31 protein-coding genes are annotated in these 16,512 nt (G+C 44.1%); all 31 read left to right on the top strand.

Annotated features, from left to right (window positions below; translation table 11 throughout):
• Positions 1 to 111: 111 nt before the first annotated feature.
• A complete protein-coding gene (locus RDQ32_RS04225; RefSeq protein WP_304069241.1) occupies positions 112 to 747 on the top strand; it encodes a DUF421 domain-containing protein in 636 nt (211 codons plus the stop codon).
• A 228-nt stretch (positions 748 to 975) separates the two neighbouring features.
• The gene (locus tag RDQ32_RS04220) at positions 976 to 1,284 is read left to right on the top strand and encodes a GNAT family N-acetyltransferase (protein ID WP_304069239.1); all 309 of its coding nucleotides are present in this window, start codon (positions 976 to 978) and stop codon (positions 1,282 to 1,284) included.
• A complete protein-coding gene (locus RDQ32_RS04215) occupies positions 1,274 to 2,398 on the top strand; it encodes an FAD:protein FMN transferase (RefSeq protein ID WP_308579225.1) in 1,125 nt (374 codons plus the stop codon). Before RDQ32_RS04220 ends, RDQ32_RS04215 begins: the two co-directional genes overlap by 11 nt.
• A gap of 566 nt (positions 2,399 to 2,964) precedes the next feature.
• On the top strand, positions 2,965 to 3,282 hold the full coding sequence (gene rpsJ / locus RDQ32_RS04210; protein ID WP_007157682.1) for a 30S ribosomal protein S10: 318 nt from the start codon (positions 2,965 to 2,967) through the stop codon (positions 3,280 to 3,282).
• A gap of 45 nt (positions 3,283 to 3,327) precedes the next feature.
• Positions 3,328 to 3,957, top strand: a complete 630-nt coding sequence (gene rplC, locus RDQ32_RS04205) for a 50S ribosomal protein L3 (protein WP_183683845.1) — start codon at positions 3,328 to 3,330, stop codon at positions 3,955 to 3,957.
• A 26-nt stretch (positions 3,958 to 3,983) separates the two neighbouring features.
• Entirely contained in the window at positions 3,984 to 4,604 is a 621-nt protein-coding gene (gene rplD / locus RDQ32_RS04200; protein ID WP_007157679.1) for a 50S ribosomal protein L4, read from the top strand.
• A complete protein-coding gene (rplW, locus tag RDQ32_RS04195) occupies positions 4,604 to 4,903 on the top strand; it encodes a 50S ribosomal protein L23 (protein WP_007157678.1) in 300 nt (99 codons plus the stop codon). Before rplD ends, rplW begins: the two co-directional genes overlap by 1 nt.
• Positions 4,904 to 4,965: 62 nt before the next feature.
• Complete coding sequence (rplB, locus tag RDQ32_RS04190; RefSeq protein WP_007157677.1) at positions 4,966 to 5,811, top strand: 50S ribosomal protein L2; 846 nt, start codon at positions 4,966 to 4,968, stop codon at positions 5,809 to 5,811.
• A 19-nt stretch (positions 5,812 to 5,830) separates the two neighbouring features.
• Positions 5,831 to 6,109: a 30S ribosomal protein S19 gene (gene rpsS / locus RDQ32_RS04185; RefSeq protein ID WP_298479056.1), complete on the top strand. Its 279-nt coding sequence runs from the start codon at positions 5,831 to 5,833 to the stop codon at positions 6,107 to 6,109.
• Positions 6,110 to 6,138: 29 nt separating this feature from the next.
• Positions 6,139 to 6,528, top strand: a complete 390-nt coding sequence (gene rplV, locus RDQ32_RS04180; RefSeq protein WP_007157675.1) for a 50S ribosomal protein L22 — start codon at positions 6,139 to 6,141, stop codon at positions 6,526 to 6,528.
• An 11-nt stretch (positions 6,529 to 6,539) separates the two neighbouring features.
• The gene (gene rpsC, locus RDQ32_RS04175; RefSeq protein WP_007157674.1) at positions 6,540 to 7,202 is read left to right on the top strand and encodes a 30S ribosomal protein S3; all 663 of its coding nucleotides are present in this window, start codon (positions 6,540 to 6,542) and stop codon (positions 7,200 to 7,202) included.
• Positions 7,203 to 7,204: 2 nt separating this feature from the next.
• Positions 7,205 to 7,633: a 50S ribosomal protein L16 gene (rplP, locus tag RDQ32_RS04170; protein WP_007157673.1), complete on the top strand. Its 429-nt coding sequence runs from the start codon at positions 7,205 to 7,207 to the stop codon at positions 7,631 to 7,633.
• A complete protein-coding gene (gene rpmC / locus RDQ32_RS04165) occupies positions 7,633 to 7,836 on the top strand; it encodes a 50S ribosomal protein L29 (RefSeq protein WP_007157672.1) in 204 nt (67 codons plus the stop codon). Before rplP ends, rpmC begins: the two co-directional genes overlap by 1 nt.
• A gap of 17 nt (positions 7,837 to 7,853) precedes the next feature.
• Positions 7,854 to 8,108 (top strand): 30S ribosomal protein S17, encoded by a 255-nt coding sequence (gene rpsQ / locus RDQ32_RS04160; protein ID WP_007157671.1) that lies wholly within the window; start codon positions 7,854 to 7,856, stop codon positions 8,106 to 8,108.
• Positions 8,109 to 8,132: 24 nt separating this feature from the next.
• Positions 8,133 to 8,501, top strand: coding sequence for a 50S ribosomal protein L14 (rplN, locus tag RDQ32_RS04155; RefSeq protein ID WP_007157670.1), 369 nt, complete (start codon positions 8,133 to 8,135; stop codon positions 8,499 to 8,501).
• 13 nt (positions 8,502 to 8,514) lie between these two features.
• A complete protein-coding gene (rplX, locus tag RDQ32_RS04150) occupies positions 8,515 to 8,820 on the top strand; it encodes a 50S ribosomal protein L24 (protein WP_183683843.1) in 306 nt (101 codons plus the stop codon).
• Between the two features lie 19 nt (positions 8,821 to 8,839).
• On the top strand, positions 8,840 to 9,379 hold the full coding sequence (gene rplE, locus RDQ32_RS04145; RefSeq protein WP_007157668.1) for a 50S ribosomal protein L5: 540 nt from the start codon (positions 8,840 to 8,842) through the stop codon (positions 9,377 to 9,379).
• Positions 9,380 to 9,391: 12 nt separating this feature from the next.
• Positions 9,392 to 9,577, top strand: a complete 186-nt coding sequence (locus tag RDQ32_RS04140) for a type Z 30S ribosomal protein S14 (RefSeq protein WP_007157667.1) — start codon at positions 9,392 to 9,394, stop codon at positions 9,575 to 9,577.
• 109 nt (positions 9,578 to 9,686) lie between these two features.
• Positions 9,687 to 10,088: a 30S ribosomal protein S8 gene (gene rpsH / locus RDQ32_RS04135; protein ID WP_183683842.1), complete on the top strand. Its 402-nt coding sequence runs from the start codon at positions 9,687 to 9,689 to the stop codon at positions 10,086 to 10,088.
• Between the two features lie 61 nt (positions 10,089 to 10,149).
• Complete coding sequence (rplF, locus tag RDQ32_RS04130; protein WP_007157665.1) at positions 10,150 to 10,689, top strand: 50S ribosomal protein L6; 540 nt, start codon at positions 10,150 to 10,152, stop codon at positions 10,687 to 10,689.
• Between the two features lie 15 nt (positions 10,690 to 10,704).
• Complete coding sequence (rplR, locus tag RDQ32_RS04125) at positions 10,705 to 11,067, top strand: 50S ribosomal protein L18 (protein WP_007157664.1); 363 nt, start codon at positions 10,705 to 10,707, stop codon at positions 11,065 to 11,067.
• A 21-nt stretch (positions 11,068 to 11,088) separates the two neighbouring features.
• A complete protein-coding gene (rpsE, locus tag RDQ32_RS04120; protein WP_007157663.1) occupies positions 11,089 to 11,598 on the top strand; it encodes a 30S ribosomal protein S5 in 510 nt (169 codons plus the stop codon).
• 14 nt (positions 11,599 to 11,612) lie between these two features.
• On the top strand, positions 11,613 to 11,795 hold the full coding sequence (rpmD, locus tag RDQ32_RS04115; RefSeq protein ID WP_007157662.1) for a 50S ribosomal protein L30: 183 nt from the start codon (positions 11,613 to 11,615) through the stop codon (positions 11,793 to 11,795).
• Between the two features lie 10 nt (positions 11,796 to 11,805).
• A complete protein-coding gene (gene rplO / locus RDQ32_RS04110; protein ID WP_007157661.1) occupies positions 11,806 to 12,249 on the top strand; it encodes a 50S ribosomal protein L15 in 444 nt (147 codons plus the stop codon).
• Entirely contained in the window at positions 12,250 to 13,590 is a 1,341-nt protein-coding gene (secY, locus tag RDQ32_RS04105) for a preprotein translocase subunit SecY (RefSeq protein ID WP_007157660.1), read from the top strand.
• A 66-nt stretch (positions 13,591 to 13,656) separates the two neighbouring features.
• On the top strand, positions 13,657 to 14,322 hold the full coding sequence (locus RDQ32_RS04100) for an adenylate kinase (protein WP_007157659.1): 666 nt from the start codon (positions 13,657 to 13,659) through the stop codon (positions 14,320 to 14,322).
• Positions 14,315 to 15,070, top strand: a complete 756-nt coding sequence (gene map / locus RDQ32_RS04095; protein WP_308579222.1) for a type I methionyl aminopeptidase — start codon at positions 14,315 to 14,317, stop codon at positions 15,068 to 15,070. The genes RDQ32_RS04100 and map overlap by 8 nt, the downstream gene beginning before the upstream one ends.
• Positions 15,071 to 15,077: 7 nt before the next feature.
• Entirely contained in the window at positions 15,078 to 15,296 is a 219-nt protein-coding gene (gene infA / locus RDQ32_RS04090; protein WP_007157657.1) for a translation initiation factor IF-1, read from the top strand.
• Between the two features lie 85 nt (positions 15,297 to 15,381).
• Positions 15,382 to 15,495 (top strand): 50S ribosomal protein L36, encoded by a 114-nt coding sequence (gene rpmJ, locus RDQ32_RS04085; protein ID WP_003022746.1) that lies wholly within the window; start codon positions 15,382 to 15,384, stop codon positions 15,493 to 15,495.
• A gap of 20 nt (positions 15,496 to 15,515) precedes the next feature.
• On the top strand, positions 15,516 to 15,884 hold the full coding sequence (gene rpsM, locus RDQ32_RS04080) for a 30S ribosomal protein S13 (protein ID WP_007157656.1): 369 nt from the start codon (positions 15,516 to 15,518) through the stop codon (positions 15,882 to 15,884).
• 77 nt (positions 15,885 to 15,961) lie between these two features.
• Positions 15,962 to 16,357: a 30S ribosomal protein S11 gene (rpsK, locus tag RDQ32_RS04075; protein ID WP_007157655.1), complete on the top strand. Its 396-nt coding sequence runs from the start codon at positions 15,962 to 15,964 to the stop codon at positions 16,355 to 16,357.
• Positions 16,358 to 16,512: the final 155 nt, after the last annotated feature.

The following is a 16,512-nucleotide window of genomic DNA, read 5'->3' as shown; positions in this document are numbered from 1 at the left end:
CCCAAAATGAAAGCCAGCGCCTTTAGACGCTGGCCAGTAGCAGGGGCTTATAGCCTCGAGCAAACCACCCGTTTGACGGGTGGTAGTGATTAAACGTTAGGAGGCAAGAGGATGCAGGAATTCATTTTGGTGGCGGAAAAGTTATTTATCGGCTTTTTAGCTTTGATTTTTGTCATAAACATTTCCGGAAAAGGCAATCTGGCGCCCAGCACAGCCTCCGATGCGGTGCAAAACTATGTATTGGGTGGTATTATCGGCGGCGTAATTTATAACGACAACATCAAAATCTGGGAATATCTGGCGGTACTGGCGATTTGGTGCGGTCTGGTTCTGCTGCTTCGCTATGTGAAGATGCACAATGTGAAAATGAAGCAGGTCCTGGACGGTATTGCCCTTCCCGTAGTGGATGAGGGCGTTATACTCTATGATAACTGCAAAAAGCTGGGACTTTCCGCCCACGATCTTTCCTTTAAATTACGAACCAATCGGGTATATTCCGTAACAGAGGTGAAAAGAGCTGTTTGTGAGCAGAACGGACAGCTGATTATTGTAAAATACGGTGAGGAGAATCCGAAATTCCCCCTGATTACCGATGGTCACCTTCAGAATAATATTCTGACCATTATCGGAAAAAACAAGGAATGGCTTCAAGAGGAATTGAAAAAGCAGGGCTATCAAAGTATACACGAGGTCTATTTGGGAGAATATAACAAAGGAGAGCTCAAGTTATTTCCTTATAAGAAATAAAAGAGAAGGTTCAAAAGAGAAGGTTCAAAAGAGAAAAAAGTTTCTTTTCCATAAAGCGGACAGGTTCTCCCCATGGGGAGATTGTTTCAGTTCAGCCAAAGGAAAAAGAAGCTTTTTTTTGTGAAGAAAAAATGTTATAGTAAACTAACTTTGCCGCAAATAGATATCCTTGCTTTTTTCTGTTGAAAGCCAAAGCATAGATTTATCGAAAAATCAAAGGAGGATTTTTTGTTTTTTGGAAAGGAGCAGTTTATGGAATGGAAGATAGAGAAGCATCAGATTCGTTATGAAGAGGACGGAAAAGTCCTGGCGGAAATAACCTTTCCTTATTATAAGGCAGAGGAAAAGGTCTATGAATTTGACCATACCTTTGTGGATCCCTCTCTGCGGGGGCAGGGAATTGCAGGGGCCTTGGTGGAAAAGGCCATTGCAGAGGTCAGGGCAGAGGATGGAAAAATCCTTCCCACCTGTCCTTATGTAAAGGAATGGTTTGCCCGTCACAAAGAGGAAGAGGGGATTTTGTATCGTGAGCACTAAAAAGACATTGCCTCATACTTCTTTTTCTTTTGCACGCCTTCGCAAGTCTTATCTTGTCCTTAGTGCCTGTCTTGTCCTCGGTGTCTGCCTTATTCTTAGCGCTTGTGGAAAGAAGAATCGTTATCAAGACCAGTTTATGGATGTCTTTGATACGGTTTCTCTGGTCATCGGCTACGAGGGAAATGAAGGGGATTTTCAGAAAAACTTCAAAGCAGTGCATAAGCGCCTGCAGGAGCTCCATCAGCTCTTCGATGTGTATGACGATTATCCCGGGGTACAGAACTTAAAGTATGTAAATGAAAATGCCGGCACTGCTCCGGTGAAGGTGGATCCGGAGATTATGGCCTTACTGAAGTTCGGAAAGGAAATCTATGAAAAGACAGACGGAGAGGTAAATATCGCCTACGGAGCTGTCCTTCGCATCTGGCATGACTATCGGGAGGCGGGCATTGCCAATCCGGAAAATGCAAGGCTTCCGGAGGAAACAGCTCTTTTAGAGGCTTCCAAGCATTGTAATATTGAAGATTTGATATTGGATGAAGCAAACTCCACCGTGTACTTTCAAGATCCGGAGCTTAGGCTGGATGTAGGCGGCATTGCCAAGGGTTGGTCCGTGGAAAGGGCAACAGAGCTATTGGAACAAGCCGGAGCCAAGCATTATTTACTGAATATCGGAGGTAACCTCCGGGCTATCGGGAAAAGGGGAGATGGAAAACGCTGGGTTTGCCCCGTGGAAAATCCCTTTTATGTGGATGGACAGGATACGGAGCAGTTTGCGGTGGCCGGAGAAATTGAAGATACTTCTTTGGTAACCAGCGGAGATTATGAGCGTTTTTATGTGGTAAACGGTAAGCGCTATGCTCACATTGTAGACCCGAGAACAAGGATGCCTGCCGACAGCCATCGTTCCGTAAGTATTTTGACCAAGGACTCCGGCCTTGCAGATGGACTTTCTACGGCTCTTTTTATTCTGGATGTGGAAGAGGGAAAGGCACTTCTGAAGAAGTTTCAGGATGGCGGAACGGATGTGGAAGCGATGTGGATCGAACCGGATGGAACACAGGACTATACGGAGAATTTTTTGACGAAAATATCGGCAGAGGCGAATTCCTGATTACAGCCGATTTCACGTGCGGAAAAGCTTTACAGCGCGGAGAAACTTCTCGGTGCTTCAGCCTGTTGGAGTGCGGGCATTTTCCAAGGATAGATCAAAAACAGTTTTTCCGATACCAAGCAAATCTAAACTTTTCATAATCCGAGAGAAAGAAGTCTTTACAAGGCTTCTTTTTTCTATTATACTTATGCGACACGCACGGTAGCGTGGAATTGAATCCGGAAACATGGATTCTTGGTGATAAGTTGTTTTGCTTATGTTTTTGATTTTGTGCAAAAAAAGCGGGATAAATCTTGCTTTCCGGCCGGGGATATGGTATTTTAGTACGGCTGTGGCATGATAGCGTTGAAGGAAAAGATTACTATAGAAATGAAAGCAGTAATGTATAAGTTTCTACAGAGAGCTTTCTGGAGCGAATGTCAAGTTTTGAAACTGACGGCAGGTCACTGTACTACAATCTAAGCACCAAGCAGCGGGTGCGGCGTGTGTATTTTTAAAAGATACGCGCGGAAACGTGTACAGTCACCAACTTATCGTCAATAACCCGATAGGAGGCGACTTTTTTTATGGCAAGTCAAGTAATGAGAATCACCCTCAAGGCTTACGAGCATGGCCTTGTGGACGAATCAGCCGCAAAAATCGTAGAGAACTGCAAGAAGACAGGTTCTCAGGTTTCCGGCCCAGTACCTCTTCCGACAAAGAAGGAAGTTGTAACAATTCTTCGTGCGGTGCACAAGTACAAGGATTCTCGCGAGCAGTTTGAGCAGAGAACCCACAAGAGATTGATTGATGTCATCAATCCTAACCAGAAGACCATGGACAGCTTACAGAGATTGGAGATGCCCGCAGGTGTTTTCGTAGACATCAAGATGAAAAACAAATAATTCTAGTATGAACCGATTACGGTTCCGCTGTAGAAAGGAGAACAGATGAAGAAAGCTATTTTGGCAACAAAAGTAGGAATGACACAGATTTGGGATGAAAATGGTGTGTTGATTCCAGTAACTGTACTGCAGGCCGGTCCTTGCGTGGTTACCCAGGTAAAGACCCTTGAGAACGACGGTTACAAGGCAGTTCAGGTGGGATTTTTAGAGAAGAGAGAGAAGCTGGTGAACAAGCCTCTTAAGGGACAGTTCGACAAGGCCGGCGTTTCTTACAAGAGATTCTTAAGAGAATTCCGTTTTGAGAATGCAGAAGAGTATAAGGTTAAAGATGAGATTAAGGCAGATATCTTTGCCGAGGGAGATAAGGTAGACGTAAGTGCTACTTCCAAGGGTAAGGGATTTGCATCTGCTATTAAGAAATATGGACAGCACAGAGGACCAATGACCCACGGTTCTAAGTTCCATCGTCATCAGGGATCTAACGGTACATCTGCAACACCATCCAGAGTACTTCCCGGTAAGGGAATGCCCTCTCACATGGGTGCGGTAAAGGTTACTACTCAGAACCTTACTGTAGTGAAGGTTGATGCAGAACAGGGATTAATCCTGGTAAAGGGTGCGGTTCCGGGACCAAAGAAGGCTCTTGTAACCATCAAAGAAGCTGTTAAGTCCTAAGACGAGAAGGAAGGAGGAACATACTAATGGCTAACGTATCTGTATTTAATATGCAGGGTAAGGAAGTTGGCAAGATGGATCTGAATGATGCGATTTTCGCAGCACCGGTTCACGAGCACTTATTACACCTCGCAGTAGTTGCACAGCTTGCTAACAAGCGTCAGGGAACACAGAAAGCCCTTACTCGTGCAGAGGTTTCCGGAGGCGGAAGAAAGCCTTGGAGACAAAAGGGAACAGGTCATGCAAGACAAGGTTCCATTCGTGCCCCGCAGTGGAAGGGTGGTGGAGTAGTATTTGCCCCGACTCCAAGAGATTACACCACCGGCATGAACAAGAAGGAAAAGAGAGCAGCGTTAAAGTCTGCACTGTCTAACGCAGTAGCAGAGAACAAGCTTATTGTATTGGATGAGATTCGTTTCGACGAAATCAAGACCAAGAACTTCCAGAGCATGTTAGACGCTTTCAAGGTAAACAAGGCTTTCGTTCTTCTGGATCAGAATGATCAGAATACTGTGCTTTCTGCAAGAAATATTCAGAATGTAAAGACAGCTCAGGTTAACGAGTTAAACGTTTACGATGTTTTGAAGTACGGCACTGTATTAGCTACAAAGGCGGCTCTTTTAAAACTTGAGGAGGTATACGCATAATGGCTAACTTACAATATTTCGATGTGATTCTTCGCCCTGTTGTGACTGAGAAGTCCATGGCAGACATGAGCGAGAAAAAGTACACCTTCCTGGTAAATCCTGAAGCTAACAAGATTCAGATCAGAGAAGCTGTAGAGAAGATGTTCGAAGGAACAAAGGTAAAGGCTGTTAACACCATGAACCTTGACGGAAAGAAGAAGAGAAGAGGGATGGTATTCGGAAAGACAGCTAAGACTAAGAAGGCAATCGTTACATTGACTGCTGAGTCTAAAGAAATCGAGATTTTCAGCGCACTGTAAATTGCTAAGAACTGCGTGAAAAAATTTCTCAATTATACGCAGAAAGAAGGAGAAAAAGTAAAATGGGTATTAAGACATATAAAGCTTATACACCGTCCAGAAGAAATATGACCGGTTCCGACTTCGCTGAAGTTACCAAGAAGACACCGGAAAAATCTCTTTTGGCTAAGAATAAAAAGACTGCCGGTAGAAATAACCAGGGTAAGATCACTGTTCGTCACCACGGTGGTGGAAATAAGCAGAAGTACAGAATTATCGACTTTAAGAGAAACAGTAAGGACGGCATTGTGGCAACTGTTGTAGGTATCGAGTACGATCCAAACCGTTCCGCAAACATCGCACTTCTCTCTTATGCAGACGGATCCAAGGCATACATCCTTGCACCTAACGGTTTGACTGACGGGATGAAGGTTATGTCCGGAGCAGAGGCAGAGGCAAGAGTAGGAAACTGCTTACCATTGTCCGCTATCCCTGTAGGTTCCGAAATTCATGCTATCGAGTTAAAGCCCGGTAAGGGAGCGCAGCTGGTTCGTTCCGCAGGAAATGCAGCACAGCTTATGGCGAGAGAAGGAAAGTATGCAACCTTAAGACTTCCTTCCGGAGAAATGAGAATGGTTCCTATCGAGTGCCGTGCAACCATCGGTGTAGTAGGTAACGGAGACCACAACCTCATCAATCTTGGTAAGGCGGGAAGAAAGCGTCACATGGGTATCCGTCCAACAGTTCGCGGATCTGTTATGAACCCTAACGACCACCCACACGGAGGTGGAGAAGGTAGAGCTCCTATCGGACGGAGCGGACCTAGCACACCTTGGGGTAAGCCTGCACTTGGTTTGAAGACCAGAAACAAGAAGAAGCTTTCCAATAAGCTTATCGTAAGAAGACGTGATGGTAGAGCCATCAAATAATTGAGGAGGAGAAAGAAAAATGGCACGTTCTATTAAAAAAGGACCATTTGCAGATCAGAGTCTTTTAAAGGCTGTGGATGCACTGAATGCACAGAATCAAAAGACAGTAGTGAAAACTTGGTCTCGTCGTTCCACAATCTTCCCGTCATTTGTAGGTCACACCATTGCTATTCATGACGGAAGAAAGCATGTTCCTGTATATATCACAGAGGATATGGTCGGACACAAGCTTGGCGAATTCGTTGCCACCAGAACTTACCGTGGACATCATGGTAACGGCGACGAGAGAAAAGGATAATCTGCATAATTGAAAGGAGGACATGAACAATGTCAAAAGGTCATAGATCTCAGATTAAAAGAGAGAGAAATGCAAATAAAGATAAAAGACCTTCCGCTAAGCTTTCTTATGCTAGAGTGTCTGTACAGAAAGCTTGCTTTGTTTTAGATGCTATTCGTGGCAAGGGCTTGGAAGAGGCATTGGGAATCGTTACCTATAACCCAAGATATGCTTCCACATTGGTTAAGAAACTTCTTGCGTCCGCAGCTGCTAATGCAGAAAACAATAACAATATGAATAGAGAGAATCTTTATGTTGCAGAGTGCTTCGCAAATGCAGCTCCAACATTAAAGAGAATCCACCCAAGAGCACAGGGTAGAGCTTACAGAATCTTCAAGAGAAGCTCACACATCACTGTTATTCTGGACGAAAGAAAGTAAGGAGGCAAGGAATGGGACAGAAAGTCAATCCGCACGGTATGAGAGTCGGTATCATTAAGGACTGGGATTCTAAGTGGTATGCAGACAAGAAAAACTTTGCAGATAATCTTATCGAAGATCACAAGATCAGAGAATTTTTAAAGAAGAAGCTGTATTCCGCAAATGTCTCTAAGATTGAAATCGAGAGAGCGGCTGAGGATAAGGTTCGCATTATCGTATTTACTGCTAAGCCCGGATACGTTATCGGTAAGGGCGGAGCGGAAATCGAGAAGTTAAAGAAGGATGTTCAGAAGATTACCAACAAGAACATCTTCATCGATATCAAGGAAATCAAGAGACCGGATAGAGATGCACAGCTTGTTGCAGAAAGTATCGCGTTGTCCTTAGAGAACCGTGTATCTTTCCGTAGAGCTTTGAAGCAGGCTATGTCCAGAACCATGAAGGCAGGAGCTTTGGGAATTAAGGCTTCCGTTGGTGGACGTTTGGGCGGAGCGGATATCGCAAGACGTGAGTTCTATAGCGAGGGAACAATTCCTCTTCAGACTCTTCGTGCAGATATCGATTATGGATTTGCTGAGGCCGATACTACCTATGGAAAATTAGGAGTAAAGGTATGGATTTACAAGGGCGAGGTACTTCCTGCCAAGAAAAATAAGGAAGGGAGCGAGAAATAATTATGTTAATGCCTAAGAGAACGAAATTCCGTAAGCAGATGCGCGGAAGAATGACCGGTAAGGCTACTAGAGGCAATACCGTTAGCCATGGAGAATTCGGAATTATTTCCACTGAACCTTGTTGGATTAGATCCAATCAGATCGAGGCAGCCAGAGTTGCCCTTACAAGATACATTAAGCGTGGCGGTAAGGTTTGGATCGACATTTTTCCAGACAAGCCTGTATCTGCAAAGCCCTTGGGAGTACGTATGGGATCCGGAAAGGGTGCTACAGAGTACTGGGTTGCAGTAGTTAAGCCGGGACGCGTGTTATTTGAGATTGCCGGTGTACCGGAGGAAATTGCAAGAGAGGCGTTACGTCTTGCTTCTCACAAGCTTCCTTGTAACTGCAAAATCGTCGCAAAGGCAGATCTGGAAGGCGGTGATAACTAATGAAAAAGAAAACATATTTAGAAGAGCTGAAGGCAAAGTCAGCTGAGCAGCTGAATGAAGAGCTGGTTTCCGCAAAGAAAGAACTTTTCAATCTGCGATTCCAGAATGCAACCAATCAGTTGGATAATACAGCCCGCATTACCGAGGTTCGGAAAAACATCGCTCGGATTCAGACTGTTATCACTGAGAAAGCGAAAGCGTGAGAAGGGAGAACAGAATAATGGAAAGAAATCTGAGAAAAACCCGTACCGGTAAGGTGGTTAGTGCAAAGATGGACAAGACCATCGTTATCGCTATTGAAGATCACGTGAAGCACCCTCTTATTGGAAAAATCGTAAAGCGTACCGTTAAGATTTACGCTCATGATGAGAACAATGAGGCTGGTGAGGGAGATACAGTTAAGGTAATGGCAACCAGACCTTTATCTAAGACCAAGAGATGGAGACTTACTTCCATCATTGAGAAGGCGAAGTAATATAGGAGCAAGGAAGGAGCATATATGATTCAGCAGGAAACAAGACTTAGAGTTGCTGATAACACAGGTGCAAGAGAGCTTCTTTGCATCCGTGTTATGGGAGGCTCTACCAGAAGATATGCCGCCATCGGAGACATCATTGTAGCTTCCGTAAAGGACGCTATTCCCGGCGGACAGGTTAAGAAGGGTGACGTTGTAAAGGCCGTTGTGGTTCGTACAGTGGATGAGACCAGAAGAAAAGATGGTAGCTATATCCGTTTCGATGAGAACGCAGCAGTTATCCTCAAGGAGGATAATACCGCAAAGGGCACCCGTATCTTTGGACCGGTAGCAAGAGAGTTAAGAGATCATGGTTACATGAAGATCGTATCCCTCGCACCGGAAGTATTATAAGGAGGGGAGCCAGATGCGTAGAATTAAGAAAGACGATATGGTAAAGATCATTACCGGTAAGGACAATGGTAAGCAGGGTAAGGTTTTATCCTTCGATCCAAAGACCAACAAGGTAGTGGTAGAAGGTTGCAACATGGTAACCAAGCACCAGAAGCCAAGTCAGGCTAACCCACAGGGCGGAATTGTTCGTAAGGAAGCAGCTTTGGATGCATCCAATGTAATGCTTGTTGTTGATGGACAGGCTACTCGCGTAGGATTCAAGCTTGAGAATGGCAAGAAGGTTCGTGTGGCTAAGAAGACCGGTAAGGTTATTGACTAAGAGAAAGGAGGAATAAAGGATGGCTAGATTAAAGGAAATTTACAATAGCGAAATCAAAGAAGCTATGCAGAAGAAGTTTAACTATAAGAATGTTAACGAAATTCCAAAGCTTGAAAAAATCGTCATCAACATGGGTGTTGGTGAAGCAAAAGAAAATTCCAAGGTTCTCGACAGTGCAGTACGTGATTTAGAGATCATTACCGGACAGCATGCTGTAACAACAAAGGCAAGAAAGTCCGTTGCGAACTTCAAGATCAGAGAGGGACAGGCAATTGGATGTAAGGTTACTCTTCGCGGAGAGAAGATGTACGAGTTCGCTGATCGTTTGATCAACTTGGCTCTTCCTCGAGTAAGAGACTTCCGTGGTGTGAACCCCAATGCCTTCGATGGTAGAGGAAACTATGCCCTTGGAATCAAAGAGCAGATTATTTTCCCTGAAATCGAGTTCGACAAGGTAGATAAGGTTAGAGGAATGGATATCATCTTCGTTACAACTGCAAAGACTGACGAAGAGTCCAGAGAGCTTCTTACCCTGTTCAATATGCCTTTTGCGAAATAATCGGAGGAAAAAATGGCTAAATTATCAATGAAATTAAAGCAGCAGAGACCTGCAAAGTTCTCCACAAGAGAATACACAAGATGTAAGATTTGTGGACGTCCCCACTCTGTACTTCGTAAGTACGGAATCTGCCGTGTATGCTTCCGTGAGTTAGCATATAAGGGAGAGATTCCAGGGGTGAGAAAAGCATCTTGGTAAAATGATTGTAAAACGAATATCGATTGCATAAGCATTCGATATTTCGTTTGCAAAGAGGATAGTGCATAGGGCGCATCCTCATAGATAAAAAGAAAGGATATCCGTAAAAATGAGTATGAGTGATCCAATCGCAGATATGCTTACAAGAATTCGTAATGCAAACACTGCAAAACATGACAGCGTATGTATCCCAGCATCTAAGATGAAGCAGTCTATTGCTGAGATTCTTCTGAAGGAAGGTTACATTTCCAGCTGCGAGTTAGTTGAAAATGGAAAATTCCAGGACATTAAGATCGGACTGAAGTACGGTTCCAACAAGAATGAGAAGATCATTTCCGGAATTCGTAGAATTTCCAAGCCGGGTCTTCGTGTATACGCCGGCAAAGAAAATATGCCTAGAGTACTTGGTGGACTAGGTACAGCAATCATTTCCACAAACCAGGGTGTAATCACCGACAAGGAAGCAAGACAAAAGGGTGTAGGCGGAGAAGTCCTTGCCTTTGTATGGTAATCTGTCGGAATATATTTTCTGAAAACAGTATTTTACTGAGAATTTAAGAGAGGAGTATACTATGTCACGTATCGGAAAGTTACCGGTCGCGATCCCGGCAGGCGTTACTGTTGAGATTAAGGACAATGTAGTAAAGGTAAAGGGACCAAAGGGAACCTTAGAGAGAACCTTTGCAAAAGAAATCACAATTAAGGAAGAGGATGGCCACTTAGTGGTTACTCGTCCAAATGACAATAAGAAAGAGAAGTCTCTTCACGGATTATCCAGAGCTTTACTGTTCAACATGGTTGAAGGTGTAAGCAACGGTTACGAGAAGAAGCTGGAAATCAATGGTGTAGGATACAGAGCGGCAAAGCAGGGTAAGACCTTGACTTTGACTTTAGGATATTCTCACCCTGTAACCATGGAAGATCCGGAAGGCTTGGAGACCGTATTAGAGGGAGCCAACACCGTATTTGTCAGAGGAATCGACAAAGAGAAGGTTGGCCAGTATGCTGCGGAAATCCGCTCTAAGAGAGCACCGGAGCCTTATAAGGGTAAGGGAATTAAGTACTCTACCGAGGTCATTCGTCGTAAAGTCGGTAAGACTGGTAAGAAATAATAGGAGGAAAGTAGAATGGTTAGCAAGAAAAATAAAGCCGAGCTTCGTCAAAAAAAGCACGCAAGAATCAGAAACCGTTTATCTGGTACTCCTGAGAGACCACGTCTTGCGGTTTTTCGTTCCAATAAGCACATGTATGCACAGCTTATTGATGACGCTGCAGGGAATACCCTGTGTGCAGCTTCTACCTTAGATAAGAATGCGAATTTGCAGTTTACCGACAATGTTGAGGCAGCTCAGTATGTAGGTAAGGCCATCGCTGAGAAGGCATTGGCAAAGGGAGTTAAGGAAGTGGTATTCGACAGAGGCGGCTTCCTGTATCATGGTAAGGTTCAGGCCCTTGCAGATGCTGCAAGAGAAGCCGGACTAGTATTCTAATCGAGAGGAGAAATCACTAAGATGAAGCGCGAAAAAATTGACGCAAATCAGTTAGAGTTAAATGACAGTGTAGTAGCCATCAAGCGTGTTGCTAAGACTGTTAAAGGTGGACGTACCATGAGATTCTCCGCTCTTGTAGTAGTTGGAGATGGAAATGGACACGTTGGCTGCGGTACCGGTAAGGCAACTGAGGTACCTGAAGCGATTCGTAAGGCAAGAGAGGCTGCAGTAAGAAACATGGTTACTGTACCTGTAAATGAGGATAAGTCTGTACCACACGATTACCTTGGAAAGTTCGGAGCTTCCACAGTTCTTCTGAAGAAGGCTCCTGAAGGAACAGGTATCATCGCCGGCGGACCTGCACGTATGGTGTGTGAGTTGGCAGGAATCAGAAACATCCGTACAAAGTCTTTAGGATCTAACAACAAGACAAATGTAGTTTATGCAACTTTACAGGGACTTACTTCTATGAAGACTCCTGAGCAGTTCGCTGCACTCCGTGGCAAAACTGTAGCAGAAATTACAGGTTAAGAGGGAGGGTAGAAATGGCAGATAAATTAAAAATTACTTTAGTGAAGTCTCCTATCGGTGCCATCCCTAAGCAGAAGGCAACCGTTCAGGCTCTTGGACTTAAGAAGATTCGTCAGTCTGTAGAGCTTCCGAACAATGGCACCACTAAGGGAATGATTCAGAGAGTCAATCACTTGGTAAAAGTGGAAGAGATTTAAGGAGGCGACTATGGAGTTATCAAAGTTATCACCTGCAGAGGGCTCTAAGCACTCCCAGAATTTCCGTCGTGGCAGAGGTCACGGTTCAGGAAATGGTAAGACAGCAGGTAAGGGACACAAGGGTCAGAAGGCTCGTTCCGGAGCACCAAGAATCGGTTTCGAGGGTGGACAGATGCCCTTATTCCGTCGTATTCCTAAGAGAGGATTTACAGATCCCAACTCAAAGGTAATTACAGGAATCAACGTTTCCGTATTGGAAGATCGTTACAATGCAGGAGATGAGGTTACTTTAGAAAATTTACTGGAGAAGAGAATCATCCGTAAGGTAAATGACGGTGTTAAGATTCTTGGAAACGGTGAATTAACAAAGAAGCTTACTGTTAAGGTAAATGCTTTCTCCGAGAGCGCAAAGGAGAAGATTGAGGCTGTGGGCGGAACCTGTGAGGTGATCTAAATGCTTCAAACAATACGAAATGCATTTAAGGTAAAAGATTTAAGAGATCGTCTTATTTATGTTTTCCTTATGCTCGTAGTAATTCGTTTTGGATCAAATCTTCCTATCCCGGGTGTAAATCCGGGATATTTTGGAGATTTATTTAAGAGCATGGCCGGAAACGATGCTTTCGGTTGGTTTAATACCATGACCGGAGGATCCTTCGAGCAGCTCAGTATTTTTGCATTATCCATTACCCCCTATATCACTTCCTCTATTATTATTCAGCTTTTAACCGTGGCGATTCCCGCCCTGGAAGAAATGCAGAAGGATGGAGAAGAGGGAAGAAAGAAGCTGACAGAATACACCAGATACGTGACCATCGGTTTAGCACTTTTAGAGTCTACAGCCATGGCAGTAGGATTTGGCGGTTCCGGACTTCTGATTGGATATGCAGAGGGTTCAGTCTTTCGTAAGATTGCCGGCGTAGTGATTTGCGTAGTAGCAATGACAGCCGGATCTGCACTTCTGATGTGGATTGGTGAAAGAATTACGGACAAGGGAGTGGGAAATGGTATTTCTCTGGTTCTTTTGTTCAATATCTTATCCTCGGTTCCACAGGATTTTCTCACACTCTATGAGAGATTTATTATGGGAAATAACACTGCGAAGATGGTTGTAGCGGCTATTATCATTGCTGCGGCAATCTTCTGTATGGTGGCGTTTACCGTAGTTCTGCAGGATGCAGAAAGAAGAATCCCGGTGCAGTATAGTAGAAGAGTACAGGGAAGAGGACTTGTTGGCGGACAGCAGTCTCAGATTCCGTTAAAGGTGAATACGGCAAGTGTTATGCCGGTAATCTTTGCTTCCTCCTTAATGACCATGCCGGTGGTTATCGGGCAGATTATAAGGGTGGATCAAAGCTCTATTGTAGGACAGATTATCATGGGATTAAATTCCGGTTCCTGGGCAAATCCCAATGCTCCGATTTATTCCTTAGGTTTAGTTCTCTACATTGCCCTACTGTATTTCTTTGCTTACTTCTATACTTCTATTTCCTTTAATCCCTTGGAAGTAGCAAACAATATGAAGAAGCAGGGTGGTTTTATTCCCGGAATCAGACCGGGAAAGCCGACCAGTGATTATCTGGAAGGTATTCTTCGATATATTATTTTTATCGGAGCCACCGGACTGGCTATTATTGCATTAGTTCCCATTATCATTTCAGGCGTATTTAACGTCAGCAGAATTTCCTTCTCCGGAACTTCCTTAATCATCATCGTAGGTGTTGTTTTGGAAACTTTGAAGGCCATCGATTCTCAAATGGTAATTAGAAACTACAAAGGATTTTTAGACAACTAATCTATAGCCTCCTTAGTTTACTAAGGAGGCTCATAGTGGTTTATCCCATCATGAAAGAGGCCCATATTGAAGATTATCATGTTAGGAGCGCCTGGTGCGGGAAAAGGAAGCCAGGCAAGTCGTATTTCTAAGGTTTACGGTTTACCCCATATTTCCACCGGAGATATTTTCCGGGCTAATCTTAAAGGGGAAACAGAGCTTGGTTTAAAAGCAAAGACATATATGGATCATGGGGAGCTGGTTCCCGATGAAATCACCATTGCGATGCTTCTGAACCGTTTGGAAGAAAAGGATTGTGAGAAGGGCTATATCCTGGACGGATTCCCCAGAACCATTCCTCAGGCGGAAGCTTTAGAAAATGCTCTGGCTCCAAAAGGAGAAAAGATTGATCTTGCATTGGACGTTGAAGTACCGGATGATGTGATTATTCACAGAATGGCCGGCCGCAGAACCTGTCCCCATTGTGGTGCGATTTTCCATTTGGAAACCTTAAAGCCAAAAAAAGAGGGGATTTGCGACAACTGCGGTGAGCATCTTGTGCAGAGAAAAGATGATGAAGAGAATACGGTGAAAAATCGTTTGAAGGTTTATCATCAGAGTACCGAACCATTGATTTCCTTCTATAAGAAAGAGGGAATTCTGGAAGAGATTGACGGAACAAAAGATTTAGAAACGGTATTTGCAAGGGTAAAGGAAATCTTGAGCCAAGTGGAAAGGAAAATCCATGATTGAGATTAAGTCCAAAAGAGAAATTGAACTGATGCGGGAAGCAGGCAAGGTTCTTGCAGAAGTACATGAGAAAGTAGGAGAGGCGGTAGCCCCGGGAAAGAGCACCTACGAACTGGATAAGTACGCAGAGGAGCTCATCCGAAAAGCAAAATGTACTCCAAGCTTTCTTCATCTCTATGACTTTCCGGCAGCTTGTTGCGTATCCGTGAATGAGGAGTTGATTCACGGAATACCGGAGAAGACAAGGATTTTAAAAGAGGGAGACATCGTTTCCTTCGATATCGGAGTAAATTACAAGGGCTATCACAGCGATGCCGCCAGAACTTGGGCGGTGGGAGAAATCGCACCGAATGCCAAAAGACTGGTGGAAACTTGTAAGGAATCCTTTTTCCGGGGAATCGAAAATGCGGTTCCCGGAAATCATCTAAATGATATTTGCGGAAGCATCGGAGATTATGTAGAAGCCCACGGCTACGGCGTAGTTACCCAGTATGTGGGACACGGCATCGGCCATCAGGTACACATGGATCCGGAAGTACCCAACTATCGCATGAAGAAGAAAGGCCCGAAGCTACAGGCAGGAATGACCTTGGCCATAGAACCCATGATTACGGAAGGCAATCCGGAGGTCAGGGTTTTATCCAATGACTGGACGGTGGTTCCCCTGGACGGTAAGCTTACGGCACATTATGAAAATACAATTTTAATCACAGACAACGGACCGGAAATCCTAAGTCTATCGAAAGGATGAATTGAGTATGTCGAAATCAGATGTAATCGAAATTACAGGTAAGGTAATCGAGAAGTTACCAAATGCCATGTTTCAGGTGGAACTGGAAAACGGGCATCAGGTATTGGCTCATATTTCCGGAAAATTAAGAATGAACTACATTCGTATTTTACCGGGAGATAAGGTGACTATTGAGCTTTCTCCCTATGACTTATCAAAGGGAAGAATTATCTGGAGAGATAAGTAGGGTTTCGCTTTACATTTCAAGACTGTTTTGCTAGAATGATACGGCAACTCTGTTCAAATTCGTAAAGGAAAGGGGAATTTTACTTATGAAAGTAAGATCATCAGTAAAACCTATCTGCGAAAAATGCAAAGTAATCAAGCGAAAGGGCTCCATCAGAATTATCTGTGAAAACCCTAAGCATAAGCAGAGACAAGGTTAATTAACAGGAGGAAATCAAAGATGGCTCGTATTGCAGGTGTAGATTTACCTAGAGAGAAGCGAATCGAAATCGGTTTGACTTACATCTACGGAATCGGAAGACCCTCAGCAGACAAGATCCTTGCAGAAACCGGCGTAAATCCGGACACAAGAGTAAAGGATTTAACTGACGATGAGGTAAAGACTCTGGCGACCTATATTGCAGAACACCAGATGGTAGAAGGTGACCTTCGTAGAGAGATCGCTTTAAACATCAAGCGTTTGCAGGAAATTGGTTGCTACAGAGGAATCCGTCACAGAAAGGGACTTCCCGTAAGAGGTCAGAAGACTAAGACCAATGCAAGAACCCGTAAGGGACCAAGAAAGACCGTTGCTAACAAGAAGAAGTAAGGTCTGAACAGTAACTAATGGATCTTCATGTTTTAAATACAGGAAGAAGAGAAAAAGGAAAGTAGGTTAGTTTAACTATGGCTAAGTCAACTGGTAAGAGAGTGACAAAAAAGCGCGTAAAGAAAAACGTTGAACGCGGACAGGCACATATCCAATCATCTTTCAATAACACTATCGTTACTTTGACAGATGCTCAGGGTAATGCTTTATCATGGGCAAGTGCCGGCGGTCTGGGATTTAGAGGTTCAAGAAAATCTACTCCATATGCAGCGCAGATGGCTGCTGAGACTGCTGTAAAGGCAGCTTTGGTACACGGCTTAAAGTATGTGGATGTAATGGTTAAAGGACCGGGATCCGGAAGAGAAGCAGCAATCCGTGCTTTAGCAGCAAACGGATTGGAAGTAACCTCCATCAAGGACGTTACACCGGTTCCACACAACGGATGCCGCCCACCAAAGCGCAGAAGAGTATAATGCACTGTGCCCGGGAGATTATGGAATTTCCTATAGCGGCATAAGCTTGTACAGAACAGTATGACCATGTGGTCAGCCTGAAGAAGCCTTATCGGTGTAAAGGGCGTATCAATTTTTTAGGGATGTTGGCTTGTTGAGTCGACAAAACTTGATAT

Source organism: uncultured Oribacterium sp., from assembly GCF_902481605.1.
GTDB classification, from domain to species: domain Bacteria; phylum Bacillota; class Clostridia; order Lachnospirales; family Lachnospiraceae; genus Oribacterium; species Oribacterium sinus.
Note: the sequence above shows the minus strand (reverse complement) of the source record. Positions and strands in the feature narration are given on the sequence as shown.

Coding starts and splice junctions, on each gene's coding strand:
- RDQ32_RS04225 (WP_304069241.1), top strand. CDS start 112: ATGCAGGAATTCATTTTGGTGGCGGAAAAGTTATTTATCGGCTTTTTA.
- rpsJ (WP_007157682.1), top strand. CDS start 2,965: ATGGCAAGTCAAGTAATGAGAATCACCCTCAAGGCTTACGAGCATGGC.
- rplC (WP_183683845.1), top strand. CDS start 3,328: ATGAAGAAAGCTATTTTGGCAACAAAAGTAGGAATGACACAGATTTGG.
- rplD (WP_007157679.1), top strand. CDS start 3,984: ATGGCTAACGTATCTGTATTTAATATGCAGGGTAAGGAAGTTGGCAAG.
- rplW (WP_007157678.1), top strand. CDS start 4,604: ATGGCTAACTTACAATATTTCGATGTGATTCTTCGCCCTGTTGTGACT.
- rplB (WP_007157677.1), top strand. CDS start 4,966: ATGGGTATTAAGACATATAAAGCTTATACACCGTCCAGAAGAAATATG.
- rpsS (WP_298479056.1), top strand. CDS start 5,831: ATGGCACGTTCTATTAAAAAAGGACCATTTGCAGATCAGAGTCTTTTA.
- rplV (WP_007157675.1), top strand. CDS start 6,139: ATGTCAAAAGGTCATAGATCTCAGATTAAAAGAGAGAGAAATGCAAAT.
- rpsC (WP_007157674.1), top strand. CDS start 6,540: ATGGGACAGAAAGTCAATCCGCACGGTATGAGAGTCGGTATCATTAAG.
- rplP (WP_007157673.1), top strand. CDS start 7,205: ATGTTAATGCCTAAGAGAACGAAATTCCGTAAGCAGATGCGCGGAAGA.
- rpmC (WP_007157672.1), top strand. CDS start 7,633: ATGAAAAAGAAAACATATTTAGAAGAGCTGAAGGCAAAGTCAGCTGAG.
- rpsQ (WP_007157671.1), top strand. CDS start 7,854: ATGGAAAGAAATCTGAGAAAAACCCGTACCGGTAAGGTGGTTAGTGCA.
- rplN (WP_007157670.1), top strand. CDS start 8,133: ATGATTCAGCAGGAAACAAGACTTAGAGTTGCTGATAACACAGGTGCA.
- rplX (WP_183683843.1), top strand. CDS start 8,515: ATGCGTAGAATTAAGAAAGACGATATGGTAAAGATCATTACCGGTAAG.
- rplE (WP_007157668.1), top strand. CDS start 8,840: ATGGCTAGATTAAAGGAAATTTACAATAGCGAAATCAAAGAAGCTATG.
- RDQ32_RS04140 (WP_007157667.1), top strand. CDS start 9,392: ATGGCTAAATTATCAATGAAATTAAAGCAGCAGAGACCTGCAAAGTTC.
- rpsH (WP_183683842.1), top strand. CDS start 9,687: ATGAGTATGAGTGATCCAATCGCAGATATGCTTACAAGAATTCGTAAT.
- rplF (WP_007157665.1), top strand. CDS start 10,150: ATGTCACGTATCGGAAAGTTACCGGTCGCGATCCCGGCAGGCGTTACT.
- rplR (WP_007157664.1), top strand. CDS start 10,705: ATGGTTAGCAAGAAAAATAAAGCCGAGCTTCGTCAAAAAAAGCACGCA.
- rpsE (WP_007157663.1), top strand. CDS start 11,089: ATGAAGCGCGAAAAAATTGACGCAAATCAGTTAGAGTTAAATGACAGT.
- rpmD (WP_007157662.1), top strand. CDS start 11,613: ATGGCAGATAAATTAAAAATTACTTTAGTGAAGTCTCCTATCGGTGCC.
- rplO (WP_007157661.1), top strand. CDS start 11,806: ATGGAGTTATCAAAGTTATCACCTGCAGAGGGCTCTAAGCACTCCCAG.
- secY (WP_007157660.1), top strand. CDS start 12,250: ATGCTTCAAACAATACGAAATGCATTTAAGGTAAAAGATTTAAGAGAT.
- map (WP_308579222.1), top strand. CDS start 14,315: ATGATTGAGATTAAGTCCAAAAGAGAAATTGAACTGATGCGGGAAGCA.
- infA (WP_007157657.1), top strand. CDS start 15,078: ATGTCGAAATCAGATGTAATCGAAATTACAGGTAAGGTAATCGAGAAG.
- rpmJ (WP_003022746.1), top strand. CDS start 15,382: ATGAAAGTAAGATCATCAGTAAAACCTATCTGCGAAAAATGCAAAGTA.
- rpsM (WP_007157656.1), top strand. CDS start 15,516: ATGGCTCGTATTGCAGGTGTAGATTTACCTAGAGAGAAGCGAATCGAA.
- rpsK (WP_007157655.1), top strand. CDS start 15,962: ATGGCTAAGTCAACTGGTAAGAGAGTGACAAAAAAGCGCGTAAAGAAA.